This is a genomic window from Citrobacter amalonaticus, from assembly GCF_001559075.2.
GTDB classification, from domain to species: domain Bacteria; phylum Pseudomonadota; class Gammaproteobacteria; order Enterobacterales; family Enterobacteriaceae; genus Citrobacter_A; species Citrobacter_A amalonaticus_F.
Genome location: NZ_CP014015.2, coordinates 4,109,014 through 4,135,549, shown reverse-complemented (window position 1 = coordinate 4,135,549; position 26,536 = coordinate 4,109,014). Strand labels below are relative to the sequence as shown.

Below are 26,536 nucleotides of genomic sequence, written 5' to 3'. Positions count from 1 at the left end.
AAAACCTGCACAGTATATCACCTTTTGCTGCGCAGATTATGACCAAAAGCAATAGAGATCACATTTTATTGTGTGACAACGTCACACGACCGCCGTGGTCAGCCTCGAAGTACAGCACAGTCGCTGCTGCTCATCGTAGATGTCGATCTGCCAGACCTGATGCCGGGAGCCGGTATGAATCGCCTTACAGATCCCTTTCACGCGCCCTTCCCGCGCAGAGCGAACATGGTTAGCGTTAACTTCCAGCCCCACCACTTTCTGCTCGCCCTGGGTGCACAGATAACCGGCAACAGAGCCGATACTTTCTGCAAGCACGACGGAAGCACCGCCGTGCAGCAAACCGAACGGCTGCTTCGTACGTCCGTCGACGGGCATTGACGCTTCAAGCGTATCGTCGCCGATATGCTCAAAGCGAATATCCAGCAGGCCGACCATATTGCCTTCGCCCATCGCATTGAGGGCGTCGAGGGTCACTTCACGTTTCCAGATCATCCAATAATCTCCAGTAATGCCTGTACAGGATGACGCACGCCCGTGCCTTCAACCCGTTTCACCTGACTGCGACAGGAATATCCCGTTGCAAGGCACCGGCTACGCGGCAGCCGCTCCATCGCCTGATGCCACGACAGTTCATAAATGCCCAGCGAACTCGCATGGTTCTTTGCCTCATGACCGTAAGTACCGGCCATGCCGCAGCAGCCCACGCTCACGTTTTCCAGCTTCGCGCCAAAACGGGCAAAGATCGACGCCCATTGCGCGGGCGCGCCGGGCAGCGCGGTCACTTCGGTACAGTGACCAAAGAAATACCAGGATTCGCCGCTGACGTCACGCGGTTCCTGCGAAGCCAGCGCGGTGGCCAGCCACTCGTTGGCGAGCTGCACGTGGAAATCGCCGCGCGCGTCGCCTAACGCCAGCTTGTACTCATCGCGATAACAGAGCACCAGCGCCGGATCGACGCCGACCATCGGCATGCCCAGTTTTGCCACACGGTTCAAAAACTCAGAGGTCTTTTTAGCGGTCTTCGCAAAGCGGGTCAGGAATCCTTTGATATGCTGCGCTTTACCGTTTGGCGAGAACGGCAACAGAACCGGCTGCATCCCCAGTTTTTCAACCAGACGGACGAAATCGGCCACCACCTGCGCATCGTAATAGCTGGTGAACGGATCCTGCACCACCAGCACCGTATTGGCTTTCTGCGCATCCGACAGCGCTTCAAGCTGTTCCAGCGTCATGTTCGCCGAGCGATGCCCGACCATCTGTTGTTGCAGCGACGGCGCCGACAGCAACGGCAGATCGACCATGCCGATATGTTTTGCCGACAGCTTGCGCACCAGCGGCTGGTTAATAAAGAAGTTAAAGGTTTTCGGCGCCCGGGCCATTAACGGCGCATAGGTTTCAACCGTCGCCACCAGATGGTCACGCAGCGGACGCAGGTAGCGGGTATGGTAAAGCTGCAGGAAACGCGAGCGGAATTCCGGAACATCGATTTTGATCGGACACTGCGTCGAGCACGCCTTGCAGGCCAGACAGCCGGACATCGCCTCTTTTACTTCATGCGAGAAATCATACTCGCCCTTGTTGGCATGCCAGGTATTGCGGGTGCGTGAAATCAGCGAGCGCAGACTGGGTCGTTTGCTCGCCAGCGCATTTTCCAGTCGCACCGGATCGACACCGCGATCCGCCAGCAAACGTAACCATTCGCGCACCAGCGTCGCGCGCCCTTTGGGCGAGTGGATACGATTGAGGCTGATTTTCATCGACGGACACATCGGGCTCTTCGCATCGAAATTAAAGCACAAACCGTTGCCGTTACATTCCAGCGCTCCGCGCCAGGTCTGGCGCACGGCCAGCGGAATTTGCCGGTCCCAGGTGCCGCGTTTGACCGCATCGACTTTCATCATCGGCGCATCAACGCCTTCCGGCGGACATATTTTCCCCGGATTCAGGCGGTTTTGCGGATCGAACGCCGCTTTAACCTTCCGCAGTTCCGCGAAAAGTTCATCACCGAAGAACGCCGGGCTGTACTCAGCGCGGAAACCTTTGCCATGTTCCCCCCACAACAAACCGCCATACTTTGCCGTCAGCACCACCACGTCATCGGAGATTTGCTTCATCAGCACTTCCTGCTGCGGGTCGCACATATCCAGCGCGGGACGCACATGCAGTACCCCGGCGTCAACGTGCCCGAACATGCCGTAGCTCAGACCGTGACCATCAAGCAGGGCACGGAACTCCGCGATGTAATCAGCAAGATGTTCCGGCGGCACGCAGGTATCTTCGGCAAAGGGAATCGGTTTTGCCGCCCCTTTCGCATTCCCCAGCAGGCCCACCGCTTTTTTGCGCATGGCATAGATACGCTCAACGCCCGCCAGTTCAGTGCACAGCTGCCAGCCAATCACGCCCGCCTCTTCACGGGCAATCAGTTCATCAAGCCGCTCGCACAGGGAAGCCACCTGTCCGTCGATAACCGTTTCATCATCCCCGGCGAATTCGACAATGTTCAGGCCGAGCATCTCTTTGTCCGGGACATCGGTAATCAGTTCACTCACCGAATGCCAGACGATGTCTTCACGCGCCAGGTTCAGCACTTTTGAATCCACCGTCTCCACCGACAGCGCGCGCGCGTCCACCATAAACGGCGCATTGCGCAGCGCAGAGTCAAAAGAGTCGTATTTCACGTTCACCAGTCGGCGCACTTTCGGCAGCGGCGTAATGTCCAGTCGCGCTTCCGTAATGAACGCCAGCGTGCCTTCCGAGCCGGTGAGAATACGGGTCAGATCGAATTCGCTCATGTCATCGTTAAACACATGACGCAAATCGTAGCCCGTCAGGAAACGGTTCAGTTTGGGGAATTTATCAATAATTAACTGACGGTTATCACGGCAGCGCTCCAACACGGTGCGATAGATGCGGCCAATCGCGGTGTTGCTCTGACCGAGCGTTTCCGCCAGTTCGACCGGCAGCGGCTGCGTGTCGAGAATATCGCCGCCCAGCAGCACGGCCCGCACCCCCAGCACGTGATCGGATGTCTTCCCGTAGACCAGCGACCCCTGCCCGGAGGCGTCGGTATTTATCATCCCGCCCAGCGTTGCCCGGTTACTGGTAGACAATTCCGGGGCAAAAAAATAGCCATACGGCTTCAGATACTGATTCAGTTGATCTTTGATGACCCCCGCTTCCACCCGCACCCAGCCCTCTTCCGGGTTGATTTCAATGATGCGGCTCATATAGCGGGACATATCGACAATGATGCCCTGGTTGAGCGCCTGTCCGTTAGTGCCGGTACCGCCGCCGCGCGGGGTGAAGATCAGCGAGATATAACGCGGTTGCGCCGCCAGGCGGGCAATGAGCGCCACATCAGCCGTTGAACGGGGAAAAACCACGGCATCGGGGAGAAGTTGATAGATACTGTTATCTGTCGACATTGTCAGACGATCGGCATAACTGGTTGCCGTATCGCCGGTAAATCCTTGTTGCTCCAGCTCTTGCAAAAAATTGAGCACCAGCTGAACGACGCCGGGTGCCTGAGAAATTTGTGGAATCATTATCGTGACCCTTTCCTGCGGTCTGTGTGTTGTGGGTGTTAATCGTTTGCTTATTGTTGTATCACATTTTTTTCTAATACACCCAACAGAAATACTGGCAGAATCCGCCTGTCAAAAACCGCTGAAATTGCCCATCATTATGAGGCGTGTTTCGAGCGGTCACGTCGCGTCAACGATCTGACGCACTACATAGGTGAAAGAGTTTATGGTCAATATTCGTCAGCCCAGGGATATCGCACAAGTGCTGCTGTCGGTGCTGTTTTTAGCCATCATGATTGTGGCGTGTTTCTGGATTGTTCAACCTTTTATTCTGGGCTTTGCCTGGGCCGGAACGATCGTCATTGCGACCTGGCCCGTTCTACTGCGCCTGCAAAAATTACTCTGGGGCCGTCGTTCGCTGGCGGTACTGGTGATGACGCTTTTATTAGTACTGCTGTTTGTGATCCCGATTGCACTGCTGGTCAACAGTATCGTTGACGGTAGCGGGCCGCTGATTCACGCCGTCACGGGCGGGGACATGACGTTGCCGGATCTGGCCTGGCTGAACAGTATTCCGCTGGTTGGCGCGAAACTCTACGCTGGCTGGCATAACCTGCTGGATATGGGCGGTACGGCGATCATGGCGAAACTCCGTCCGTACATCGGTGCCACGACAACCTGGTTTGTCGGCCAGGCCGCACACATTGGCCGCTTCATGATGCACTGCGGCCTGATGCTGTTATTTAGCGCCCTGTTGTACTGGCGTGGTGAGACGGTGGCGCTGGGTATTCGCCATTTTGCCTACCGTCTGGCGGCAAAGCGCGGCGACGCGGCGATGCTGCTGGCCGCGCAGGCGATCCGTGCGGTGGCGCTGGGTGTGGTGGTGACCGCGCTGGTACAGGCCGTGCTGGGCGGCATCGGACTGGCGGTTTCCGGCGTTCCTTATGCCACGTTGCTCACCGTCATAATGATCCTCTCCTGCCTGGTACAACTGGGACCGCTGCCGGTTTTGATTCCGGCTATTATCTGGCTTTACTGGACCGGCGATACGACCTGGGGCAGCGTGCTGCTGGCGTGGAGTTGCGTGGTAGGCACGCTGGATAACGTGATTCGCCCGATGTTGATCCGAATGGGCGCAGATTTACCGCTGCTCCTGATCCTCTCCGGCGTCATTGGCGGCCTGATTGCATTTGGCATGATTGGTCTGTTCATCGGTCCGGTACTGCTGGCCGTTTCCTGGCGACTGTTCTCGGCCTGGGTCAACGAAGCGCCAGTGCCCACCAGTGAACCTGAAGAACTCCTCGAAGAGCTGAGTGAAATCGAAGCCTCGAAAAAATAGCGCAATAGCAGGCGACTCCGGTCGCCTGATTGATTAGTATGACTAAACAATGGCGTCCCGCAACTAATCTGTACTCCTTGTCCCCGCTTCGCCATCCCTGATTTACATCGCATATTCTTTACGGCTTTTAAACTATTGAGACGAATCTGATCGACGCTAAAACGCCCCATACCCTACTATTAGGTCACGGTTATAGATCAAGACATTGATTTATAAGTATGGAAATCCCCTGAGTGAAACAACGAATTGCTGTGTGTAGTCTTTGCCCATCTCCCACGATGGGCTTTTTTTTTACCTGACTGCGCGGTTTTTACGCACGCCAGATGACGTCTTGTAGGTTACTGCGTCAATGGCGTGATCGCTCCAGCCCGTCACATCATCACCCCAACAGAATGGGAATACTCTTATGTGAAATAATACCTTGCTATCCCCCTTCTTCTGCACCGCATACCGGGTATAACGCACATTTATTCCGCCTTCTGCGAGACAACATTCCTCATGTTTAATGCCGTCAGGACGTTCCAATAAAATTGCAGCGTGGGTCTGGTTGAATAAGCACTATTTACACGTTCATGATTACGCATTGAAACATGTCGCGGCATGAACGCTAGCCGATTACCCTTTGATTCACCACGAGTAACGCCAGTCAGGGACTGATGTTTTTTATTCTTCTGCCAGAGGTAATATTTTTTGTCGGTGCGATATTTTTCCGTTATTTCCTTCATTCACATATTCATAACAAAGAATATTGCACAAGATATTGTGACTCTCTTCATGCCGAAACCGGGTTAATAGTGTTATTTATGCCTTATCGTTTTTTAATATGAGGTCATTCAATGATGAACGCTTATGAACTACAGGCATTACGTCATATTTTTGCAATGACCATTGAAGAGTGCGTGTTATGGATTGCGCCAGATTATAATGTCACCGACTGGCAGCGTTGGGAAAATGGCGAGAGTGAACTACCTCCGGCCATTGTTGAAACGCTGCTGGAAATGCGCAGAAAAAGAAAATTACGCATCAATGCCATTATTGAGAAGATAAACAACCGCATTGGCAATAACACCATGCGTTTCTTTTCTGATTTAGCCGACTTCCAGTCAGTTTATCGTGACGGCAGTTTTCTTGACTGGAAAATTTATCAATCCGTTGCTGCCGAACTCTATGCCCACGACCTGGAACGATTGTGTTAGACCACGTATTTCCTGCCACAGGCGATTCATACTAAGAAACTTCAAATAAACAGACTGATTGTACTTTTAAGGCACGGGGATTTAACCCGTACCAGGGAAAATCATTAGCAATTTCGCTGAGCAGGCATCATGAAAAATCACTATTTCCCCACCGCGATGGGGCTGTATCTCAATTACCTGGTGCATGGCATGGGAGTCATCCTGATGAGTCTCAACATGGCATCGCTCGAACAACAATGGCAGACAAATGCCGCTGGGGTGTCTGTCGTGATCTCCTCATTAGGTATCGGGCGCTTAAGCGTTCTGTTTTGCGCCGGATTATTATCCGACCGGTTTGGCCGCCGCCCCTTCATCATTCTGGGGATGCTTTGTTATGTGACGTTCTTTTTCGGTATTCTGACGACCCACAACATCATCATCGCTTATGCGTTTGGCGTCCTCGCGGGCATGGCGAACAGTTTCCTGGATGCCGGTACCTATCCCAGCCTGATGGAGGCCTTTCCCTCTTCGCCGAGCACCGCCAACATCCTGATTAAGGCTTTTGTCTCCGGCGGACAGTTTTTACTGCCCATCATCATCAGTCTGCTCGTATGGGCAGAACTGTGGTTTGGCTGGTCATTTATCGTTGCCGCCGCAATCATGCTGATTAACGGTCTGTTTTTACTGCGCTGCTCCTTTCCGCCGCATCCTGGACGTCGCGCCGCGCCGGTCACGCCGACACACGAACCGCGCCAACGCCCGGCGGAAAAACATCGCTGCGCATTTATCGACCTGGCCAGCTATACGCTGTACGGCTACATCTCGATGGCCACGTTTTATCTCATCAGCCAGTGGCTGGCGCAATACGGTCAGTTTGTCGCCGGGATGTCATATACCCTGTCAATCAAACTGCTGAGTATCTACACCTGCGGTTCGTTGCTTTGCGTCTTGATTACCGCCCCGCTGGTGCGCAAAACGGTGCGTTCAACCACCTTGCTGATGCTGTACACCTTCGTTTCGTTTGTCGCGCTGTTGACGGTGTGCCTGCATCCGACGGTGTATGTCGTGATTGTCTTTGCCTTTGTGATCGGCTTTTCGTCTGCCGGAGGCGTGGTACAGATAGGTCTGACCCTGATGGCCGCCCGTTTTCCGCATGCCAAAGGAAAAGCCACCGGCATTTATTACAGTGCGGGCAGCATCGCTACCTTCACGATCCCCCTGGTCACGGCCCATCTCTCACAAAGGAGCATCGCCGATATTATGTGGTTCGACACCGGTATTGCCGCCGTGGGTTTCTTGTTGGCGCTGTTTATTGGCTATCGCAGCCGTCTCGAAACAAAACGCCAGTTGATGATATCACCCGTGGCGGAATAAGGCTGAATCCGCCGAATGCAATATTGTTATCGCTGACTGCAATATAGTTTGTATAACGCCAATAACAGCAACAAAACGTCGCAGGAGACGTGGGTTTTCACACTTTCGTCTGCAATATACCTGGTAACGAAAACGTCATGTTATGTAGTTCATGCTGTTTCACCTCCGTATATTAATAGAAAATCGCCGGATATAAAAACGCCGGCGACAGCAGAATTAAATTAACCGGCAAGGAGCTTTGAAAAAATGTCACAGAATAAGGCTTTCAGCACGCCATTTTTCCTGGCGGTCATCTGTATTTATCTCAGCTATTTTCTCCACGGCATTAGCGTCATTACGCTGGCGCAAAATATGACTTCACTCGCCGCGAAGTTTTCTACCGACAGCGCAGGGATCGCCTATTTAATTTCCGGTATCGGACTCGGTCGTCTGGTGAGTATTCTGTTTTTTGGCGTCCTGTCGGATAAATTCGGTCGTCGGGCGATCATTCTGTTGGGTGCCGCGTTATATATCCTCTTTTTCTTCGGCATCCCTGCCAGTCCCAACCTGATGGTGGCCTTTGTACTCGCCGTCTGCGTTGGCGTGGCGAACTCTGCGCTTGATACCGGTGGCTACCCGGCGCTGATGGAATGTTTCCCGAAAGCGTCAGGTTCTGCGGTGATCCTGGTTAAGGCAATGGTCTCCTTCGGACAGATGCTCTATCCGATGCTGGTCGGCTATATGCTGCTCAACAATATCTGGTACGGCTATGGCGTGATCATTCCTGGCATTTTATTTGTGCTGATCACCCTGATGCTGCTGCGCAGTAAATTCCCCGGTCAGTTGGTGGATGCCAGCGTCGCTAAAGAGTTGCCGCAGATGAACAGCAAACCGCTGGTCTGGCTGGAAGGCGTGGCTTCCGTCATGTTTGGCGTGGCGGCATTTTCCACCTTCTACGTTATCGTGGTCTGGATGCCGAAATACGCCATGGCCTTCGCCGGAATGGAAGAAGCGGATGCACTGAAAACCATCACATATTACAGCCTGGGTTCGCTGGTCTGCGTCTTTATCTTTGCCGCACTGCTGAAAAAAATGGTTCGCCCTATCTGGGCTAACGTCTTTAATGCCGGACTGGCCACCGTTACCGCTGCCGTCATTTATCTCTGGCCGTCACCGCTGGTGTGTAACGCGGGCGCGTTTGTGATTGGCTTCTCCGCCGCGGGTGGGATTTTACAACTGGGTGTGTCGGTGATGTCGGAATTCTTTCCAAAGAGCAAAGCCAAAGTCACCAGCGTTTATATGATGATGGGCGGCCTCGCGAATTTTGTTATTCCGCTGATTACCGGCTACCTCTCCACCATCGGCCTGCAATACATCATTTTACTGGATTTCGCTTTTGCCCTGCTGGCCTTTATCACCGGCATTATCGTTTTTGTTCGCTATTACCGGGTCTTCAATATTCCACAAAACGATATCCGTCTGGGCGAACGTTATTTTTCAACAAAAAGTTAAGCGACAATTTAAGGAGTCATGTTATGGATGTAACCGCGAAATATGAACTGATCGGCTTAATGGCTTATCCCATCAGACACAGTTTGTCGCCTGAAATGCAAAATAAGGCGCTGGAGAAGGCCGGATTACCGTTTACCTATATGGCCTTTGAGGTCGACAACAGCACCTTCGCTGGTGCTATCGAGGGGCTGAAAGCGTTAAAAATGCGCGGGACTGGCGTATCGATGCCCAATAAACAACTGGCCTGTGAGTTTGTTGATGAACTGACCCCGGCGGCGAAACTGGTTGGCGCCATTAATACCATCGTCAATGATGACGGCTACCTGCGCGGTTACAATACCGACGGCACCGGTCACATTCGCGCAATTAAAGAGAGTGGTTTCGATATCAAGGGTAAAACCATGGTATTACTGGGTGCGGGTGGCGCCTCCACGGCCATCGGTGCTCAGGCAGCCATTGAGGGGATCAAAGCGATTAAACTCTTTAACCGCAATGATGAATTCTTCCAGAAAGCGCTGGACTTCGCTAAGCGGGTGAATGAAAACACCGACTGTGTGGTGACGGTGACTGACCTTGCTGACCAGCAGGCCTTCGCTGATGCGCTGGCGACGGCGGATATTCTGACCAACGGTACCAAAGTCGGTATGAAGCCGCTGGAAAATGAATCCATCGTCAGCGACGTGAGCCTGCTGCGTCCGGAACTGCTGGTCACCGAATGCGTCTACAACCCGCATATGACGAAGCTACTGCAGCAGGCGCAACAGGCCGGTTGCAAAACCATTGATGGTTACGGCATGTTGTTGTGGCAAGGCGCTGAACAGTTCAAACTGTGGACCGGCAAAGATTTCCCGCTGGAATATGTAAAACAGGTGATGGGGTTTGCGGCCTGACGGCCAGGAACTAAGACTGATAAAAGGTATTAAATGAAAACCGTAACCGTAAAAAACCTCGTGATTGGCGAAGGGGCTCCAAAAATAATCGTCTCGCTGATGGGCAAAGATATCGCCAGCGTCCGCGCAGAAGCGCAGGCCTATCGCGACGCGGATTTCGACATTCTGGAATGGCGCGTTGACCATTTCGCCGATGTCGCCTCTGCCGATGCCGTACTGGAGGCTGTCCGCGCGATCCGCGCTGAAATGCCCCAGACTCCCCTGCTGTTCACGTTCCGCAGCGCGAATGAAGGGGGCGAACAGGCCATTTCAACCGACGCTTATCTCGCGCTGAATCGCGCTGCGGTTGACAGCGGTCTGGTGGATATGATCGATCTCGAACTGTTTACCGGTGATGAGCAGGTCAAGGCGACGGTGGACTATGCGCACAGTAAAAACGTCAGCGTGATCATGTCCAACCATGATTTCCACAAGACGCCGGCAGAAGAAGAGATCGTTGCGCGGCTGCGCAAAATGCAGGAACTGGGTGCCGATATTCCGAAGATCGCCCTGATGCCGCAGAGCCGTACCGATGTTCTGACGCTGCTTTCCGCCACGCTGAAAATGCAGGAACAGTACGCTGACCGTCCGGTGATCACCATGTCGATGTCGAAAACCGGTGTGATTTCGCGCCTGGCGGGTGAAGTCTTCGGCTCTGCGGCGACGTTTGGCGCGGTTAAAAAGGCTTCGGCGCCCGGACAAATATCCGTGAGCGACCTGCGTACGGTATTAACGATATTACATCAGGCGTAATACGCGAAATAAAGGCGGGAAGGATTCCCTCCCGCCAGTAAATATAAATTTTATTCCACAGTGAATATTCCACATGAATATTCAGCGGAGGCCTGCGCCTGAACACAGCGGCGTCGGGTTTCTGCCGGGTATCCAGGAGTTAATATGAAACCTGAAAGACCACCACGCGTTAATGGTCGCGTGCCTGTGCTCTCGGCCCAGGACGCGGTGAATTATATTAAAGATGAAGATGTACTGTGTATATTAGGCGCAGGCGGCGGCATTCTGGAAGCCACCACCTTAATTACCGCTTTAGCCGATAAATATAAACAAACGCAAACGCCGCGGAATTTATCGATTATCAGTCCGACGGGGCTGGGCGATCGCGCCGATCGCGGAATCAGCCCGCTGGCCCAGGAAGGCCTGGTGAAATGGGCCCTGTGCGGACACTGGGGACAGTCGCCGCGTATTTCGGACTTAGCGGAACAGAATAAGATTGCCGCCTATAACTATCCGCAAGGGGTGCTGACTCAGGCTTTACGCGCGTCTGCCGCCCACCAGCCGGGGATCCTCAGCGATATCGGGATTGGCACCTTCGTCGACCCGCGCCAACAGGGTGGCAAGCTCAATGAGGTCACCCAAGAAGACCTCATCAAGCTGGTAGAGATTGATAACAAAGAATATCTCTACTACAAAGCGATTGCGCCTACCGTCGCGTTTATCCGCGCCACCACCTGCGACAGCGAAGGCTATGCCTCGTTTGAAGATGAGGTGATGTACCTCGACGCGCTGGTGCTGGCTCAGGCGGTGCACAACCACGGCGGCATCGTGATGATGCAGGTGCAGAAGATGGTCAAGAAAGCCACGCTGCATCCTAAATCCGTACGCATCCCCGGCTATCTGGTGGATATCGTGGTGGTCGATCCTGACCAGACGCAACTGTACGGCGGCGCGCCGGTGAACCGTTTTATCTCAGGCGATTTCACCCTCGACGACAGCACCCAGCTCTCCCTGCCCCTTAACCAACGTAAACTGGTCGCCCGCCGCGCCCTGTTTGAGATGCGTAAAGGTGCGGTCGGTAACGTCGGCGTCGGTATCGCGGATGGCATTGGACTGGTGGCCCGTGAGGAAGGCTGTGCGGATGACTTTGTACTGACCGTTGAAACCGGCCCCGTTGGTGGGATCACCTCCCAGGGCGTCGCCTTCGGTGCAAACGTCAACACTCGCGCCATTCTTGACATGACCTCACAGTTTGACTTCTACCATGGCGGTGGACTGGACGTCTGCTATCTGAGCTTTGCGGAGGTTGACCGCCACGGCAACGTCGGGGTGCATAAATTCAACGGCAAAATCATGGGGACTGGTGGTTTTATCGATATTAGCGCCACCTCAAAGAAAATTGTTTTCTGCGGCACGCTAACCGCTGGCAGTCTGAAAACAGAAGTGGCCGACGGTAAATTAACCATCGTCCAGGAAGGCCGGGTGAATAAATTCATCAGCGAACTGCCGGAAATTACCTTCAGCGGAAAGATCGCCCTTGAGCGCGGCCTGGACGTGCGCTACATCACCGAGCGCGCGGTATTTACGCTAAAAGAGGACGGTCTGCATCTTATTGAGATTGCCCCTGGAGTGGATCTGGAACGCGATATTCTGGCCAAAATGGATTTCGCACCGGTTATTTCGCCAGACCTGAAGCTGATGGATGAAAGATTATTTATCGACGCCACCATGGGTTTTGAACTGCCGGAAGCGGCGAATTAAAAGGAGTACGATGATGGACTTTTCTTTAACCGAAGAGCAAGAGCTGCTGCTTGCCAGTATCCGGGAACTGATCACCAGCAATTTTCCGGAAGAGTATTTCCGTACCTGCGATCAGACGGCGACCTACCCCAGAGAGTTTATGCGCGCACTGGCGGACAACGGGATTTCCATGCTGGGCGTACCGGAAGAGTTCGGCGGTATTCCGGCAGACTATGTCACCCAAATGCTGGCCCTGATGGAAGTGTCAAAATGCGGCGCCCCGGCCTTTCTGATCACCAACGGTCAGTGTATTCACAGCATGCGCCGTTTCGGCTCGCCAGAACAACTGCGGAAAACGGCGGAAAGCACGCTGGAGACCGGCGATCCGGCCTATGCCCTGGCGTTAACCGAGCCAGGTGCGGGTTCTGACAACAACAGCGCCACCACCAGCTACACGCGCAAAGACGGCAAGGTGTACCTGAACGGCCAGAAGACATTTATTACCGGCGCCAAAGAGTATCCGTACATGCTGGTGCTGGCGCGCGATCCGGAACCAAAAGATCCGAAGAAAGCCTTTACCCTCTGGTGGGTGGAGTCCAACAAACCAGGGATCAAAATCAACCCGCTGCACAAAATCGGCTGGCATATGCTCAGCACCTGCGAAGTCTATCTCGATAACGTTGAGGTGGATGAAAGCGACATGGTGGGCGAAGAAGGCATGGGCTTTCTCAACGTGATGTACAACTTTGAGATGGAACGTCTGATCAACGCCGCGCGCAGTACTGGCTTCGCCGAATGTGCCTTTGAAGATGCCGCACGTTATGCCAACCAGCGCATTGCGTTTGGCAAGCCGATTGGACACAACCAGATGATCCAGGAAAAACTGGCGCTGATGGCAATCAAAGTCGACAACATGCGTAATATGGTGCTTAAAGTGGCGTGGCAGGCCGATCGGGAGCAGTCACTGCGTACCAGCGCCGCGCTGGCGAAACTGTACTGCGCCCGGACCGCGATGGAAGTGATTGACGATGCGATTCAGATTATGGGCGGGCTGGGTTATACCGACGAAGCGCGTGTCTCCCGATTCTGGCGCGATGTCCGTTGTGAACGGATTGGCGGCGGAACGGATGAGATCATGATTTATGTCGCAGGTCGGCAGATCCTGAAGGATTATCAGAACAAGTAAGCGACAGGCCGGATACGGTGCTTGCACCGCTATCCGGCAATTCATGCGCTTACCGATGATGAAACATACACTCAGGCGTCGGACAACAGACAGGCTTGCTCTGCCAGGCTATTTTTAAACTGTTTACGATAGTCTCCTGGCGAACAGCCGACGTGGCGCAAAAACAGCTTCGCGAAGTGGTCGACGTTCTCGTACCCCACACGCCAGGAAATTTCAGCCTGTGAATAATCGGTATTGGTTAAGGCAAATTTTGCTTCGGTCATCCGCCGCTGAATCACATAATTGATCGGTGAAATATGGTACTCGCGGGTAAATTCGTGACAAATATAGCTGACGCTGGCACGAAATTTTTTTGATAACTGCTCAAGCGTAATTTTTTCCCGATAATTATTATTGAGATAGACCAGAATATCTTTAATCAGAACATCTTTTTTAATATGTCCTTGTTCCGAACGATACGCATTTTTAAAGTTCTCAAAGAAGAGCACCGTCAACGCATAGGCAAACGCATCACAGACGGACGACGTCAGTCCATTTTTACTTTGTGGAAGCATCTCCCCGAGCTCATTAAAAATGCTTTTGATGACTTCTTTTCCCTGGCCGACGGCAACCACCGGACAGGAGTGCGATTGCAGCAGTTGGTTTTCCTCCCAGCCCTGAAAACGAAAGCCATACAGCGCGCAGGTGTAGGTGGTGGCCGGCGCGTTCACATCCGATGTCACGGCGTGTAACCGCCCCCGCTCCACCACGACAATATCATCTTCGTGAGCCACATAAAGGGAAGAGTCGATAGTTAATCTGACAATGCCTTTTTTGACATAAATCAGCTCGGTTTCATTGTCATGAACATGATGACCGGACTCCCAGCGGGGATCATCACTAATGACAAATCGGGAAAATCGCGGGGTCTTGCCCTGGTCAAAAAGGCTTTCCATGGCATTATCAAAGCAGCGTTGATACATGACAACCTCCACAAGCAGAAATTCATCCTGAACAATATAATGAGGATAAAATAAAGCGAGTACGGCGGTTATACAACTGTATTTAGTAAGGGCAAAACAAGATTATTTCCCTCACCTGCAAGATAGTACGTTTAATTTTCTCAAATGATTTTCTACTCATTTCTTTTGCACGAGCGATCCCACTTTTTTTGCAAGATACCTGGTAACGAAAACAGATTGCTCCGTCGATAAAAAGCCACCGTCTGTCGCACACTATTTCCAGTCAATTTTCACTTTCCGCCGGGGTGGCCTGATGGTCACTGTCGGTATGCGACTCACAGGAGATGCCATGAAAATAATAACCTGCTTTAAGCTGGTGCCTGAAGAACAGGACATTGTTGTTACGCCCGAACAAGCGCTTAGCTTTGACAATGCAGACGCCAAAATCAGCCAGTTCGATCTCAACGCTATTGAGGCCGCGACGCAACTGGCCACCGAAGCAGAAGATGAGATCGCTGCGCTGACGGTGGGCGGCTTATTATTGCAGAACTCGAAAGTGCGTAAGGATGTGCTCTCCCGCGGGCCACACGCACTGTACCTGATGCAGGATGCGCAACTGGAACACGCGCTGCCAAAAGACACCGCGCAGGCCATTGCCGCCACGGTGGAAAAAATCGGATTCGATCTGCTCTTGTTTGGCGAAGGGTCTGGCGACCTTTATGCGCAGCAGGTGGGTTTACTGGTCGGTGAGATCCTGCAACTGCCAACCCTTAACGCTGTCAGCAGCCTCCAGCGTCAGGGCGATAAGCTGCTTGTGGAGCGTACGCTGGAAGAGGACGTTGAGGTGATAGAGCTGTCACTTCCGGCCGTTATTTGTGTGACATCAGATATTAACGCGCCACGCATCCCTTCAATGAAAGCCATTCTTGGCGCCGGGAAAAAACCCGTTCACACATGGCAGGCAAGCGACATCGGCTGGCGCCAGGGCGAGCTGCGAGCAGAACTGGTTGCCATTACTGTGCCGCCGCAAACGGCGCGTAAGCACATCATTCTGGATAACGATTCGCCGGAAGCCATCGCCGAACTGGCCGAACACCTGAAAAAAGCCCTGAACTGAGCCCAACGGAGAACACAATCATGAGTCAATTAACCCACGTCTGGGTATTTAGCGATAACGTTGAACGCTACGCAGAGCTGATGGCTGGCGCACGTCAGTGGGGTCAACAGGTCTATGCCATTGTTCAGAGTTCTGAGCAGGCGGCGCATGTTAAGCCGCTCGGCGCTGACGGCATCGTCGTACTGGATAAAACCTCCGACCTGCAGCGAATCGAAAATTACGCCGAAACGCTGGCCGCGCAGATCCGGGAAAAAGGCGACGGTCTGCTGCTGATGGCAGCAACCAAACGCTGCAAAGCGCTGGGCGCGCGTCTGAGTATTCAACTGGATGCGGCCATGGTTAACGATGCGACGGCGGTGAGTGTCGAAGAGAACGCACTGTTTGCCGAGCATCGTATGTACGGCGGCCTGGCGTTTGGCAAAGAAAAACTGAACAGCCCGCTGGCCATTATCACCCTCGCGCCTGGCGTACTGGAGCCGATCGCAGCGGATCCCGCGCATGACTGCCCGGTGGTTACCGCCGGGTGGGTGACCCCGCGTCAGGAGATCCTGTGTCAGGAACGTCGCGCCAAATCGCTCAGCAGCGTTGATTTGAGCAAAGCAAAACGCGTGGTCGGCGTAGGGCGCGGCCTGGCGGCGCAGGACGACCTGAACATGGTGCGCGAACTGGCCGCCGTACTCGGCGCGGAAGTGGGCTGTTCACGCCCTATTGCCGAAGGGGAAAACTGGATGGAACGCGAGCGCTATATCGGCGTTTCCGGCGTGCTGCTGAAGTCCGAACTGTATCTGACGCTGGGTATTTCCGGGCAGATCCAGCATATGGTTGGCGGCAACGGCGCCAAAGTGATTGTCGCCGTGAACAAAGATAAAAACGCGCCAATCTTTAACTATGCCGATTATGGACTGGTGGGCGATATCTACAAAGTGGTCCCTGCCCTGATCGCGCAGTTGCGCTGACTCTCACCTTGACCCACATCTCCCGCTGTGCAAACGGCGGGAAGGGAGCTTTAAGCATGTCGGATGAAAAATTTGATGCCATCGTCGTCGGTGCTGGCGTAGCGGGAACGGTGGCGGCGTACATCATGGCAAAAGCCGGACTCGATGTTCTGGTCATCGAGCGCGGTAACAGCGCGGGCAGTAAAAATATGACCGGGGGTCGCCTCTACGCCCATGTGATTGAGCGCATTATGCCCGGATTTGGCGAGAAGGCGCCCATTGAACGCAAAGTCACCCGCGAGAAAATTTCGTTTATGACGGAAGAAAGCGCGATCACTCTGGATTACCATCGCGAACAGCCGGATGTCCCGGCTCAGGCATCGTACAGCGTGTTGCGCAACCGTCTCGATCCGTGGCTGATGGAGCAAGCCGAAGAGGCTGGCGCGCAGTTTATCCCCGGCGTGCGCGTGGACGCGCTGATTCGTGAAGGCAACCAGGTGACAGGCGTACAGGCTGGCGACGATATTCTCGAAGCCAACGTGGTGATCCTCGCTGATGGCGTCAATTCAATGTTGGGTCGTTCGCTGGGAATGGTCCCTGCCTCGTCGGCACACCATTACGCCGTCGGTGTGAAAGAGTTGATTGGTCTCTCCCCGGAGCAAATCAACGACCGCTTTAACTTGTCCGGTAATGAAGGCGCAGCCTGGCTGTTCGCCGGTTCGCCATCAAACGGCCTGATGGGCGGCGGGTTCCTCTATACCAATCGTGACTCCGTTTCCCTCGGTCTGGTATGTGGACTGGGCGACATGGCCCATGCGCAAAAAAGCGTACCGCAGATGCTGGAGGATTTTAAACAGCACCCTGCCGTTCGTCCGTTGATTCAGGGCGGCAAATTGCTGGAGTACTCGGCGCATATGGTGCCGGAAGGCGGACTGGCGATGGTGCCGGAGCTGGTGGGCGACGGTGTGATGATTGTCGGTGACGCGGCGGGCTTTTGTCTGAACCTCGGTTTTACGGTGCGCGGAATGGATTTAGCCATCGCCTCTGCCGAAGCGGCAGCACACGCCGCGATAGTGGCCAAAGAGCGCAAGGACTTCTCTGCCCGCACGCTGGCGGAATACAAAAGCGAGCTGGAGAAAGGGTGCGTGATGCGAGATATGCAGCATTTCCGCAAGATCCCGGCGCTGATGGAGAATCCGCGCTTGTTCACCCAGTACCCGCGAATGGTGGCGGACATCATGAATGACATGTTCACCATTGATGGCAGCCCGAATCAGCCGATGCGCAAGATGATCCTGTCGCATGCAAAACAGGTCGGGCTGATGAATCTGCTGAAGGATGGCATTAAGGGAGTCACGGCACTATGAGCCAGGAAAATCGCGTTAACGTCGACGTCAAACTTGGCGTCAATAAATTCCATGTCGATGAAGGCCATCCGCACATCATTCTGGCGGCGAACCCGGACAGCAATGAGTTTAAAAAATTGCTGAACGCCTGCCCTGCCGGACTCTATAAGCAGGATGAGGCCGGTACGATCCACTTTGATTCTGCGGGCTGTCTGGAGTGCGGAACCTGCCGGGTGCTGTGTGGTGAGACGATCCTCGAAAAATGGGAGTACCCCGCAGGCACGTTTGGCGTGGATTTCCGCTACGGCTGATACGACGGATGGACACAAATGCCGGAGAGTGACGCCTGGCGTCTTATCCGGCATGCAATCCCCTCACTACCCACTTGATTTACCGGGAACCTCCGATGAGTGTCACATTAACGTTTGACGCCGGGCGGCGGGACGCATACCGCAAGCTTGGCTTTTGGGGCGATGCCTCGCTGGGAGACTACTGGCAACATACCGCGCGCAGCGTGCCAGATAAAATCGCCGTCGTGGATAACCACGGTAGCGCATTCACCTACACCGCCCTCGACCATGCGGCAAGCTGTCTGGCGAGCTGGATGTTGGCGAACGGCATTCAGCCCGGCGACCGCGTCGCGTTTCAGCTTCCCGGATGGTGCGAATTTACCGTTATCTATCTCGCCTGTCTGAAAACCGGCGCGGTATCCGTTCCCCTGCTGCCCGCCTGGCGCGAAGCCGAGCTGGTGTGGGTGCTGAATAAGTGTCAGGCAAAACTGTTTTTCGCCCCAACCGTGTTTAAACAGACGCGCCCGGTCGATTTGATCTTGCCCCTGCAAAACCAGTTGCCGCATCTGCAACACATTATCGGCGTCGATAAACTGGCACCCGCGACGACCTCGCTCGCCCTTAGCCAGATCGTTGCGGACAGCGCGCCGCTTGCCCGTCACATTCAGGTTCACGGCGACGAACTGGCCGCCGTGCTGTTTACCTCCGGCACCGAGGGACTACCAAAAGGCGTCATGCTCAGCCACAACAATATTCTCGCCAGCGAGCGGGCCTACTGCGCGCGTCTGAATTTGACCTGGCTGGACGTCTTTTTGATGCCGGCGCCGCTGGGACACGCCACCGGCTTTTTACACGGCGTGACGGCACCGTTTCTGATCGGCGCACGCAGCGTGCTGCTGGATATTTTTACCCCAACGGCCTGCCTTGATCTGCTGGAACAACAGCGCTGTACCTGCGTATTAGGGGCGACGCCGTTTGTGTACGACCTGCTCTGTACCGTGGAAAAGCAGCCTGCCGATCTCTCTTCGCTGCGTTTCTTTTTGTGCGGCGGAACAACCATTCCGAAGCGCATTGCTCGCGACTGCCAGCAGCGCGGCATTAAACTGCTCAGCGTCTATGGTTCGACGGAAAGCTCGCCGCATGCGGTAGTGAACCTCGACGATCCACTCTCCCGCATGATGAATACCGATGGCTACGCGGCGGCGGGCGTAGAGATCAGGATTGTTGATGAAGCGCGTAATCCTGTGCCTCCGGGCGTTGAGGGAGAAGAAGCATCGCGCGGGCCGAACGTGTTTATGGGTTATCTTGATGAGCCTGAGTTAACCGCCCGGGCGCTGGATAGCGAGGGCTGGTACTATAGTGGCGATCTCTGTCGGATGGACGAGGCGGGCTACATTAAGGTAACCGGACGCAAGAAAGATATTATCGTTCGGGGCGGTGAAAACATCAGCAGTCGCGAAGTGGAAGATATTCTGTTACAGCATCCCCGCATTCACGATGCCTGCGTGGTTGCCATGCCGGACGAACGTTTAGGCGAGCGTTCCTGCGCCTACATCGTGCTGAAAGCGCCGCATCATTCACTGTCGCTGGAAGAAGTGGTTGCCTTCTTTAGCCGTAAACGTGTAGCGAAATATAAGTATCCGGAGCACATTGTGGTGGTTGAAAAGTTGCCCAGAACGGCATCCGGGAAGATCCAGAAGTTCCTGTTACGCCAGGATATCATTCAGCGGTTACATCAGGAGTGTGTTGAGGCATAACGCGCCGGATGGCGGCATATCGCCATCCGGCATACAAGGGAATCGCGGTAGGCCTGATAAGCGTAGCGCCATCAGGCATTACCTTACTTCTTCAGTTCAGCCAGGCTCAGCCAGGTCTGGACAACGGTATCCGGGTTCAGCGACAGGCTGTCGATCCCCTCTTCCATCAGCCAGGCGGCAAAGTCTTCGTGGTCAGACGGACCCTGACCGCAAATCCCGACGTATTTACCCTGTTTCTTCGCGGCGCGAATCGCCATCGACAGCAGCGCTTTCACCGCGTCGTTACGCTCATCAAACAGCTCAGATACCACACCAGAGTCACGATCCAGACCCAGCGCCAGCTGTGTCATGTCGTTGGAACCGATTGAGAAACCGTCAAAGTATTGCAGGAACTGTTCAGCCAGCAGGGCGTTGGACGGGATCTCACACATCATGATGATCTTCAGGCCATTCTCGCCGCGTTTCAGCCCCTGACGCGCCAGCTCTTCCACGACCGCTTTTGCCTGCTCAACGGTACGGACGAACGGGATCATGATTTCGACGTTAGTCAGCCCCATCTCGTTACGCACGCGTTTTACCGCATCGCATTCCAGCGCAAAGCAATCACGGAAGCTGTCCGACACATAGCGACCCGCGCCACGGAAGCCCAGCATCGGGTTCTCTTCGTCTGGCTCGTAGCGCTCACCGCCCACCAGGTTTGCGTATTCGTTCGACTTAAAGTCGGACAAACGCACAATCACACGTTTCGGCCAGAACGCCGCACCGAGGGTGGCGATCCCTTCCGTCAGACGACCCACGTAGAATTCACGCGGAGAATCAAAGCCTTTCATCATCTCGCGGATGTCGTTCTGCAGTTTGGCATCTTGATCGTCAAACTCCAGCAGCGCACGCGGGTGGACACCAATCATACGGTTGATGATAAATTCCAGACGCGCCAGGCCAACGCCTTCGTTTGGCAGACAGGCAAAGTCAAACGCCCGATCCGGGTTACCGACGTTCATCATCACCTTCAGCGGCAGATCCGGCATTGTATCGACGCTGGAGCTCTTAACGCTGAAGTCGAGCAGGTCGGCGTACACATAGCCCGTATCGCCTTCTGCGCAGGAAACGGTGACCTTTTCGTCATCCTTCATGCGCTCAGTGGCATCGCCGCAGCCCACCACGGCCGGGATCCCCAGTTCACGCGCGATAATGGCCGCGTGACAGGTACGACCGCCACGGTTAGTGACTATCGCCGCCGCTTTTTTCATGATCGGTTCCCAGTCCGGGTCGGTCATGTCGGTGACCAGCACGTCGCCAGGCTCAATGCGGTTCATCTCGCTGATATCCTGAATGACTTTTACCGGGCCCGCCCCGATGCGGTGACCGATAGCACGGCCTTCCGCAATGATTTTGCCCTGCGCGTGCAGCGTGTAACGTTCCATCACCTGGCCGCGGGAACGCACGGTTTCCGGGCGTGCCTGGACGATGAACAGCTTGCCGGTATGACCATCTTTCGCCCACTCGATGTCCATCGGACGACCGTAGTGTTTTTCAATCTGTACCGCCTGCTTCGCCAGTTCCTGCACTTCGTCGTTGGTCAGGGAGAAAATGTCGCGGCTTTCCTGCGGCACATCTTCAATGGTGACCTGTTTGCCGTGCTCCTGGGTCGGTGCATAGACCATGCGGATTTTTTTCGAGCCCATCGTGCGGCGCACAATAGACGGACGATTTGCCGCCAGCGTCGGTTTGTGAACGTAGAACTCATCCGGGTTTACCGCGCCCTGCACCACCATCTCGCCCAGCCCCCACGCCGAGGTGATAAACACCACCTGGTCAAAACCAGATTCGGTATCGATGGAGAACATCACGCCGGACGACGCCAGATCGGAACGCACCATCCGCTGAACACCCGCAGAGAGCGCCACACCACGGTGGTCATAGCCCTGGTGAACACGATAAGAGATCGCGCGGTCGTTAAACAGCGATGCAAACACGTGCTTCACGGCGACCAGTACGGCGTCAAACCCCTGGACGTTGAGGAAGGTTTCCTGCTGACCGGCAAAAGAGGCATCCGGCATATCTTCCGCGGTGGCAGATGAACGCACGGCGAAAGAAGCATGTTGATCATCCGCAGAGAGTTGCGCGTAGGCATCACGGATGGCATTTTCCAGCTCAGACTGGAAAGGAGTGTCGATAATCCACTGGCGGATCTGCGCGCCGGCCTTCGCTAACGCGGTGACATCGTCAATATCCGTTTGATCCAGCAGTTCATAGATGCGCTGGTTTACACCGCTTTGGTCCAGAAACTGATTAAACGCATCGGCGGTTGTGGCAAAACCATTCGGTACCGAAACACCCATACCGGAAAGGTTAGTAATCATTTCACCCAGGGAGGCATTTTTGCCCCCAACTCTGTCTACATCATTCATGCCGAGTTGGTTATACCAAAGCACCAGCGGTGACGAGCCATTGTTGGACATCGAACAATCCTTTTGTGATAAATGAACGAGTTTAGGAAACGCTTAATTACGTATTTATCTTTGCATATTTAACCCGCTTAAAAAAACGGTGAATCGTTCAAGCAAATATATTTTTTATTTTTTCGGACAGTTTACCCATTTGCGCAAACCCGCGAGTGGCGGGCGATCCCCACAAAATGTGTCGGTATAAACATCTGTTCCAGAAAATGAAATGTCCTTTTCATAAAATATAAAAATACCATTTCACTTTCAAAATAAGCGTTATTTTCTACGCTTCAGAGTAATTTTAATTTATGCTTTCAGAGAATTATGACTGACTTTCAGGGTGTGAAAATGGATAATGCTGTAGATCGTCATGTGTTTTATATTTCCGATGGAACGGCAATTACTGCTGAAGTGTTGGGCCATGCGGTGATGTCACAGTTCCCCGTCACTATCAGCAGCATTACGCTGCCGTTTGTCGAAAATGAGAACCGCGCCCGCGCCGTTAAAGACCAGATCGACGCCATTTTTCAACAAACCGGCGTGCGTCCCCTGGTGTTCTATTCGATTGTGTTGCCGGAGATCCGCTCCATCATTCTGCAAAGCGAAGGCTTCTGTCAGGATATCGTGCAGGCGCTGATCACCCCGCTACAGCACGAGATGAAACTCTACCCCACGCCGATTGCCCACCGGACTCACGGGCTGAATCCGGGTAACCTGAACAAGTACGATGCGCGAATCGCCGCCATTGATTACACCCTTGCCCACGATGACGGCATTTCGTTGCGCAACCTCGACCAGGCGCAGGTGATTTTGTTGGGCGTCTCGCGCTGTGGCAAAACGCCCACCAGTCTCTACCTGGCGATGCAGTTTGGCATCCGCGCGGCGAACTATCCTTTTATTGCCGACGACATGGACAATCTGGTTCTGCCCGCATCGTTAAAACCTCTGCAACATAAGCTGTTTGGCCTGACGATTGACCCTGAACGTCTGGCCGCCATCCGTGAAGAACGCCGGGAAAACAGTCGCTATGCCTCCCTGCGTCAGTGCCGTATGGAAGTGGCCGAAGTCGAGGCGCTCTACCGTAAGAACCAGATCCCGTGGCTGAACAGTACCAACTATTCGGTTGAAGAGATTGCCACCAAAATCCTCGATATCATGGGACTGAGTCGACGCATGTACTAACAAACTAGTTCACGGGTTCTGTTTTTTTGTTATCATACTGTTCTACCGCGAGGTGTGACGCACCTCGCACTTGAAATCAGCAGGGATTGGTTTAAGGTTGTGCCCATCACTTCCCGGTACCTCTGCCGTAGAAGCCACAAATTTCTGAGAATTATCATGAACAGAACCGATGAACTGCGTACCGCGCGTATAGACAGTCTGGTCACGCCCGCTGAACTTGCGCAACGGCACCCTGTGTCGTCCGCCGTCGCCAGCCACGTCATCGACTCCCGACGCCGGATAGAAAGAATATTGAACGGTGAAGATCGCCGCTTGCTGGTTATTGTGGGTCCGTGCTCCATTCACGATCTCGATGCCGCACTGGAGTACGCCACACGTTTACAGGCGTTGCGCACGCAGCATCAGGCGCGCCTGGAAATCGTCATGCGCACCTATTTTGAAAAACCACGTACCGTTGTCGGCTGGAAGGGACTCATTTCCGACCCGGATCTCAACGGCAGCTATCGCGTGAATCACGGCATTGAGCTGGCGCGTAAACTGCTGTTGCAGGTCAATGAGCTGGGTATCCCGACCGCCACGGAATTTCTCGATATGGTGACCGGTCAATTTATTGCCGACCTGATCAGTTGGGGCGCCATTGGCGCGCGAACCACCGAAAGCCAGATCCACCGCGAAATGGCCTCGGCGCTCTCCTGCCCGGTCGGCTTTAAAAACGGTACCGACGGAAATACCCGTATCGCTGTTGACGCGATCCGTGCGTCCCGCGCCAGCCATATGTTCCTCTCGCCCGATAAAACCGGTCAGATGACCATTTATCAGACCAGCGGCAACCCTTATGGCCATATCATTATGCGCGGTGGTAAGAAGCCGAACTACCATGCTGAAGATATTGCTGCAGCCTGCGATACGCTGCATGAATTTGATTTACCCGAACATCTGGTCGTCGATTTCAGCCACGGCAACTGCCAGAAGCAGCATCGCCGTCAACTGGATGTCTGTGATGATATTTGCCAGCAAATCCGTAACGGATCGACAGCCATCGCCGGCATTATGGCGGAGAGCTTCCTGCGTGAAGGTACGCAGAAAATCGTCAGCGGGCAGCCGCTGGTTTACGGTCAGTCGATCACCGATCCTTGCCTTAACTGGGAAGACACGGAACTGCTGCTGAGCAAACTGGCCTCGGCGGTGGACAGCCGCTTCTGATCGTTCGCCCATCCGTTCAGGGTGGGCATTTTCTCTCCCTTTTTCGCAAACTACCACATTTAATACTTGTTGTTATCGCGCACATTATTGATAATAAAAATCATTGTTACATTAATTATTATTAATAAATTGTGATACCCGTATGGATAACATTGAGTCCCCCCGCCTTAAGGAACGAGAAAATGCAGCTCCTCCGCCTGCGCCCATCCGCAAGATCAGCAGTCAGAAACTGTTAGGTGATGACGGTAAAGTGATTATCGATCACAACGGTCAGGAATACCTGCTGCGTCAAACGCAGGCAGGTAAACTCTTGCTGACCAAATAGCGCTTTAGCTTGAACAGCTGACTTCCAGACGCTTGCCCCAGTCCGGCGGACGCTGGCTGTAATCATCATGGCGATCGCGGAAAGGTTCCCGCAGCACGGCATGTAAGCGATGCAGTTCACTCATGTCACCTTTTTCCGCCGCCGCAATCGCCCGCTGCGCCAGCCAGTTGCGCAGCACCACCGAAGGATTGGCGCTCAGCATCAACGACTGACGCGCCGCGTCGTCGACACCATCGCGTTGCAAACGCGTTCTGTAACGTGAGAACCAGTCATCAAAGGCGGCACGATCGATAAATTCATCGCGCAGTGGAGAGGCGGCATTCTGCTGCTCTGTCAGACTTAACCTGCGGAAAGTACGGGTATAGTCGCTGTGCTCGCGGGCCATCAAACTGAACAATTCGTTCAGCAGATCGTTGTCATCTTTTTGTTCGGTCATGAAGCCCAGTTTCTGCCGCATCCGCTGACCGTAGCGCGTCAGCAGCGCCACCTGGTACCCGTCGAGGGCATCATTCAACGCCTCAACGGCGATGAAAGGCGACAGGCTTTGCGCGAGGCGCTGAAGATTCCACAAGCCTACCGCAGGCTGATTGTCAAAGCTGTAGCGCCCCTGATGGTCAGAATGGTTGCAAATGAAGCCCGGCTCATAGTCATCCAGGAACCCAAACGGACCGTAGTCCATCGTCAGCCCGAGAATCGACATGTTATCGGTGTTCATCACCCCGTGCGCGAAACCCACGGTTTGCCAGTCGGCTATCAGTGACGCGGTCCGCGCGACCACGTCGCGAAACCAGAGAATGTACTTATCGGCATCTTGCTGGAGGTGAGGCCAGTAATGGCGAATCGCGAAATCTGCCAGCTGCTGAACGTTTTCCGGCTCGCGACGGTAATAGAAATGCTCAAAATGACCAAAGCGCAGATGGCTTTGCGCCAGTCGCATCAGCATCGCTCCCGCCTCCACCGTTTCGCGGTAGACCGGTGTTTCGCTGGTGACAATCGTCAGCGCCCGGGTCGTCGGTATACCCAGGTAGTGCATCGCTTCACTGGCAAGGCTTTCACGGATCGTGGAGCGCAATACCGCACGGCCATCGCCCATGCGCGAATACGGCGTCAAACCGGCGCCTTTCAGGTGCCAGTCCATCGTGCTGCCATCGGCAAGCAACTGCTCACCGAGCAGAATGCCGCGCCCGTCGCCCAGTTGACCCGCCCAGACACCAAACTGATGACCGCTATAGACCTGCGCCAGCGGAGACATCCCCGGCAACAGCGCTTCGCCGCCCCAGACACCCGCCGGGCTGTCAGGATGAAAAAGTGAATCGGGAATGCCCAGTTGTTCGGCAAGCGCATCGTTGTGCCAAATCAGTCGCGAGTGATTCAGCGGTGTTGGCGACAGTGCGGTAAATGTTGCTGGCAGTTCATCGCGCCAGCGGGCTGTAAAAGACAGGGTCATAAGGCCTCCTGTCTGTAGTGTAGACGGTTAACACCGCCATAAACACCAGCAAACAG

At 54.2% G+C, this 26,536-nt stretch carries 21 protein-coding genes and 1 other RNA gene; 17 read left to right on the top strand and 5 right to left on the bottom strand.

Annotated elements, in window-relative coordinates:
• Nucleotides 1-81: 81 nt before the first annotated feature.
• Both menI and AL479_RS20070 read right to left on the bottom strand, forming a co-directional pair.
• Nucleotides 82-492 (bottom strand): 1,4-dihydroxy-2-naphthoyl-CoA hydrolase, encoded by a 411-nt coding sequence (gene menI, locus AL479_RS20075; RefSeq protein WP_061077354.1) that lies wholly within the window; start codon nucleotides 490-492, stop codon nucleotides 82-84.
• Nucleotides 489-3,545: an FAD-binding and (Fe-S)-binding domain-containing protein gene (locus tag AL479_RS20070; RefSeq protein ID WP_061077353.1), complete on the bottom strand. Its 3,057-nt coding sequence runs from the start codon at nucleotides 3,543-3,545 to the stop codon at nucleotides 489-491. Before AL479_RS20070 ends, menI begins: the two co-directional genes overlap by 4 nt.
• A gap of 205 nt (nucleotides 3,546-3,750) precedes the next feature.
• Here AL479_RS20070 and ydiK point away from each other — a divergent pair, with 205 nt between their 5' ends.
• From ydiK to AL479_RS20020, 9 genes are all read left to right on the top strand, one after another.
• Nucleotides 3,751-4,863: an AI-2E family transporter YdiK gene (gene ydiK / locus AL479_RS20065; protein ID WP_061077352.1), complete on the top strand. Its 1,113-nt coding sequence runs from the start codon at nucleotides 3,751-3,753 to the stop codon at nucleotides 4,861-4,863.
• A 186-nt stretch (nucleotides 4,864-5,049) separates the two neighbouring features.
• Nucleotides 5,050-5,157: antisense sRNA RprA (gene rprA / locus AL479_RS20060), an RNA gene on the top strand.
• A 545-nt stretch (nucleotides 5,158-5,702) separates the two neighbouring features.
• The gene (locus tag AL479_RS20050; protein WP_061078027.1) at nucleotides 5,703-6,059 is read left to right on the top strand and encodes a YdiL family protein; all 357 of its coding nucleotides are present in this window, start codon (nucleotides 5,703-5,705) and stop codon (nucleotides 6,057-6,059) included.
• A 129-nt stretch (nucleotides 6,060-6,188) separates the two neighbouring features.
• Entirely contained in the window at nucleotides 6,189-7,412 is a 1,224-nt protein-coding gene (locus AL479_RS20045) for an MFS transporter (RefSeq protein ID WP_061077350.1), read from the top strand.
• A gap of 246 nt (nucleotides 7,413-7,658) precedes the next feature.
• On the top strand, nucleotides 7,659-8,903 hold the full coding sequence (locus tag AL479_RS20040) for an MFS transporter (protein WP_061077349.1): 1,245 nt from the start codon (nucleotides 7,659-7,661) through the stop codon (nucleotides 8,901-8,903).
• A 23-nt stretch (nucleotides 8,904-8,926) separates the two neighbouring features.
• Nucleotides 8,927-9,793, top strand: coding sequence for a quinate/shikimate dehydrogenase (gene ydiB / locus AL479_RS20035; RefSeq protein WP_044328161.1), 867 nt, complete (start codon nucleotides 8,927-8,929; stop codon nucleotides 9,791-9,793).
• 33 nt (nucleotides 9,794-9,826) lie between these two features.
• Complete coding sequence (gene aroD, locus AL479_RS20030) at nucleotides 9,827-10,585, top strand: type I 3-dehydroquinate dehydratase (protein WP_061077348.1); 759 nt, start codon at nucleotides 9,827-9,829, stop codon at nucleotides 10,583-10,585.
• Between the two features lie 144 nt (nucleotides 10,586-10,729).
• Entirely contained in the window at nucleotides 10,730-12,325 is a 1,596-nt protein-coding gene (locus AL479_RS20025) for an acyl CoA:acetate/3-ketoacid CoA transferase (protein ID WP_061077347.1), read from the top strand.
• 13 nt (nucleotides 12,326-12,338) lie between these two features.
• On the top strand, nucleotides 12,339-13,490 hold the full coding sequence (locus AL479_RS20020; RefSeq protein ID WP_061077346.1) for an acyl-CoA dehydrogenase: 1,152 nt from the start codon (nucleotides 12,339-12,341) through the stop codon (nucleotides 13,488-13,490).
• Nucleotides 13,491-13,561: 71 nt separating this feature from the next.
• Here the strand turns inward: AL479_RS20020 and AL479_RS20015 are convergent, their stop codons facing one another.
• The gene (locus tag AL479_RS20015) at nucleotides 13,562-14,452 is read right to left on the bottom strand and encodes an AraC family transcriptional regulator (protein ID WP_061077345.1); all 891 of its coding nucleotides are present in this window, start codon (nucleotides 14,450-14,452) and stop codon (nucleotides 13,562-13,564) included.
• Nucleotides 14,453-14,780: 328 nt separating this feature from the next.
• Here AL479_RS20015 and AL479_RS20010 point away from each other — a divergent pair, with 328 nt between their 5' ends.
• The 5 genes from AL479_RS20010 to fadK all read left to right on the top strand — a co-directional run bounded on the left by AL479_RS20010 (nucleotide 14,781) and on the right by fadK (nucleotide 19,876).
• On the top strand, nucleotides 14,781-15,548 hold the full coding sequence (locus AL479_RS20010) for an electron transfer flavoprotein (RefSeq protein WP_061077344.1): 768 nt from the start codon (nucleotides 14,781-14,783) through the stop codon (nucleotides 15,546-15,548).
• Between the two features lie 20 nt (nucleotides 15,549-15,568).
• Nucleotides 15,569-16,504 (top strand): electron transfer flavoprotein subunit alpha, encoded by a 936-nt coding sequence (locus tag AL479_RS20005; RefSeq protein WP_061077343.1) that lies wholly within the window; start codon nucleotides 15,569-15,571, stop codon nucleotides 16,502-16,504.
• Nucleotides 16,505-16,560: 56 nt separating this feature from the next.
• Nucleotides 16,561-17,850 carry an FAD-dependent oxidoreductase gene (locus AL479_RS20000; RefSeq protein ID WP_061077342.1) on the top strand — a complete coding sequence of 430 codons (1,290 nt, stop codon included), beginning with the start codon at nucleotides 16,561-16,563 and terminating at the stop codon, nucleotides 17,848-17,850.
• Nucleotides 17,847-18,140 carry a ferredoxin family protein gene (locus AL479_RS19995; RefSeq protein ID WP_061077341.1) on the top strand — a complete coding sequence of 98 codons (294 nt, stop codon included), beginning with the start codon at nucleotides 17,847-17,849 and terminating at the stop codon, nucleotides 18,138-18,140. Before AL479_RS20000 ends, AL479_RS19995 begins: the two co-directional genes overlap by 4 nt.
• A 95-nt stretch (nucleotides 18,141-18,235) precedes the next feature.
• On the top strand, nucleotides 18,236-19,876 hold the full coding sequence (fadK, locus tag AL479_RS19990) for a medium-chain fatty-acid--CoA ligase (protein WP_061077340.1): 1,641 nt from the start codon (nucleotides 18,236-18,238) through the stop codon (nucleotides 19,874-19,876).
• 83 nt (nucleotides 19,877-19,959) lie between these two features.
• Here the strand turns inward: fadK and ppsA are convergent, their stop codons facing one another.
• The gene (gene ppsA / locus AL479_RS19985; RefSeq protein WP_061077339.1) at nucleotides 19,960-22,338 is read right to left on the bottom strand and encodes a phosphoenolpyruvate synthase; all 2,379 of its coding nucleotides are present in this window, start codon (nucleotides 22,336-22,338) and stop codon (nucleotides 19,960-19,962) included.
• Between the two features lie 333 nt (nucleotides 22,339-22,671).
• Between ppsA and ppsR the strand changes: the two genes are divergently transcribed.
• The 3 genes from ppsR (at nucleotide 22,672) to hemP (ending at nucleotide 25,033) form a co-directional block, all read left to right on the top strand.
• Nucleotides 22,672-23,505 carry a posphoenolpyruvate synthetase regulatory kinase/phosphorylase PpsR gene (gene ppsR / locus AL479_RS19980; protein WP_061077338.1) on the top strand — a complete coding sequence of 278 codons (834 nt, stop codon included), beginning with the start codon at nucleotides 22,672-22,674 and terminating at the stop codon, nucleotides 23,503-23,505.
• 156 nt (nucleotides 23,506-23,661) lie between these two features.
• The gene (gene aroH / locus AL479_RS19975; RefSeq protein WP_061077337.1) at nucleotides 23,662-24,708 is read left to right on the top strand and encodes a 3-deoxy-7-phosphoheptulonate synthase AroH; all 1,047 of its coding nucleotides are present in this window, start codon (nucleotides 23,662-23,664) and stop codon (nucleotides 24,706-24,708) included.
• A gap of 142 nt (nucleotides 24,709-24,850) precedes the next feature.
• On the top strand, nucleotides 24,851-25,033 hold the full coding sequence (hemP, locus tag AL479_RS19970) for a hemin uptake protein HemP (RefSeq protein WP_061077336.1): 183 nt from the start codon (nucleotides 24,851-24,853) through the stop codon (nucleotides 25,031-25,033).
• Nucleotides 25,034-25,037: 4 nt separating this feature from the next.
• Here the strand turns inward: hemP and selO are convergent, their stop codons facing one another.
• Complete coding sequence (gene selO, locus AL479_RS19965; protein ID WP_061077335.1) at nucleotides 25,038-26,480, bottom strand: protein adenylyltransferase SelO; 1,443 nt, start codon at nucleotides 26,478-26,480, stop codon at nucleotides 25,038-25,040.
• Nucleotides 26,481-26,536: the final 56 nt, after the last annotated feature.

Bases quoted from the DNA above. Each gene is read 5' to 3' on its own strand.
- menI (WP_061077354.1), bottom strand. From the start codon at position 492: ATGATCTGGAAACGTGAAGTGACCCTCGACGCCCTCAATGCGATGGGC.
- AL479_RS20070 (WP_061077353.1), bottom strand. From the start codon at position 3,545: ATGATTCCACAAATTTCTCAGGCACCCGGCGTCGTTCAGCTGGTGCTC.
- ydiK (WP_061077352.1), top strand. From the start codon at position 3,751: ATGGTCAATATTCGTCAGCCCAGGGATATCGCACAAGTGCTGCTGTCG.
- AL479_RS20050 (WP_061078027.1), top strand. From the start codon at position 5,703: ATGAACGCTTATGAACTACAGGCATTACGTCATATTTTTGCAATGACC.
- AL479_RS20045 (WP_061077350.1), top strand. From the start codon at position 6,189: ATGAAAAATCACTATTTCCCCACCGCGATGGGGCTGTATCTCAATTAC.
- AL479_RS20040 (WP_061077349.1), top strand. From the start codon at position 7,659: ATGTCACAGAATAAGGCTTTCAGCACGCCATTTTTCCTGGCGGTCATC.
- ydiB (WP_044328161.1), top strand. From the start codon at position 8,927: ATGGATGTAACCGCGAAATATGAACTGATCGGCTTAATGGCTTATCCC.
- aroD (WP_061077348.1), top strand. From the start codon at position 9,827: ATGAAAACCGTAACCGTAAAAAACCTCGTGATTGGCGAAGGGGCTCCA.
- AL479_RS20025 (WP_061077347.1), top strand. From the start codon at position 10,730: ATGAAACCTGAAAGACCACCACGCGTTAATGGTCGCGTGCCTGTGCTC.
- AL479_RS20020 (WP_061077346.1), top strand. From the start codon at position 12,339: ATGGACTTTTCTTTAACCGAAGAGCAAGAGCTGCTGCTTGCCAGTATC.
- AL479_RS20015 (WP_061077345.1), bottom strand. From the start codon at position 14,452: ATGTATCAACGCTGCTTTGATAATGCCATGGAAAGCCTTTTTGACCAG.
- AL479_RS20010 (WP_061077344.1), top strand. From the start codon at position 14,781: ATGAAAATAATAACCTGCTTTAAGCTGGTGCCTGAAGAACAGGACATT.
- AL479_RS20005 (WP_061077343.1), top strand. From the start codon at position 15,569: ATGAGTCAATTAACCCACGTCTGGGTATTTAGCGATAACGTTGAACGC.
- AL479_RS20000 (WP_061077342.1), top strand. From the start codon at position 16,561: ATGTCGGATGAAAAATTTGATGCCATCGTCGTCGGTGCTGGCGTAGCG.
- AL479_RS19995 (WP_061077341.1), top strand. From the start codon at position 17,847: ATGAGCCAGGAAAATCGCGTTAACGTCGACGTCAAACTTGGCGTCAAT.
- fadK (WP_061077340.1), top strand. From the start codon at position 18,236: ATGAGTGTCACATTAACGTTTGACGCCGGGCGGCGGGACGCATACCGC.
- ppsA (WP_061077339.1), bottom strand. From the start codon at position 22,338: ATGTCCAACAATGGCTCGTCACCGCTGGTGCTTTGGTATAACCAACTC.
- ppsR (WP_061077338.1), top strand. From the start codon at position 22,672: ATGGATAATGCTGTAGATCGTCATGTGTTTTATATTTCCGATGGAACG.
- aroH (WP_061077337.1), top strand. From the start codon at position 23,662: ATGAACAGAACCGATGAACTGCGTACCGCGCGTATAGACAGTCTGGTC.
- hemP (WP_061077336.1), top strand. From the start codon at position 24,851: ATGGATAACATTGAGTCCCCCCGCCTTAAGGAACGAGAAAATGCAGCT.
- selO (WP_061077335.1), bottom strand. From the start codon at position 26,480: ATGACCCTGTCTTTTACAGCCCGCTGGCGCGATGAACTGCCAGCAACA.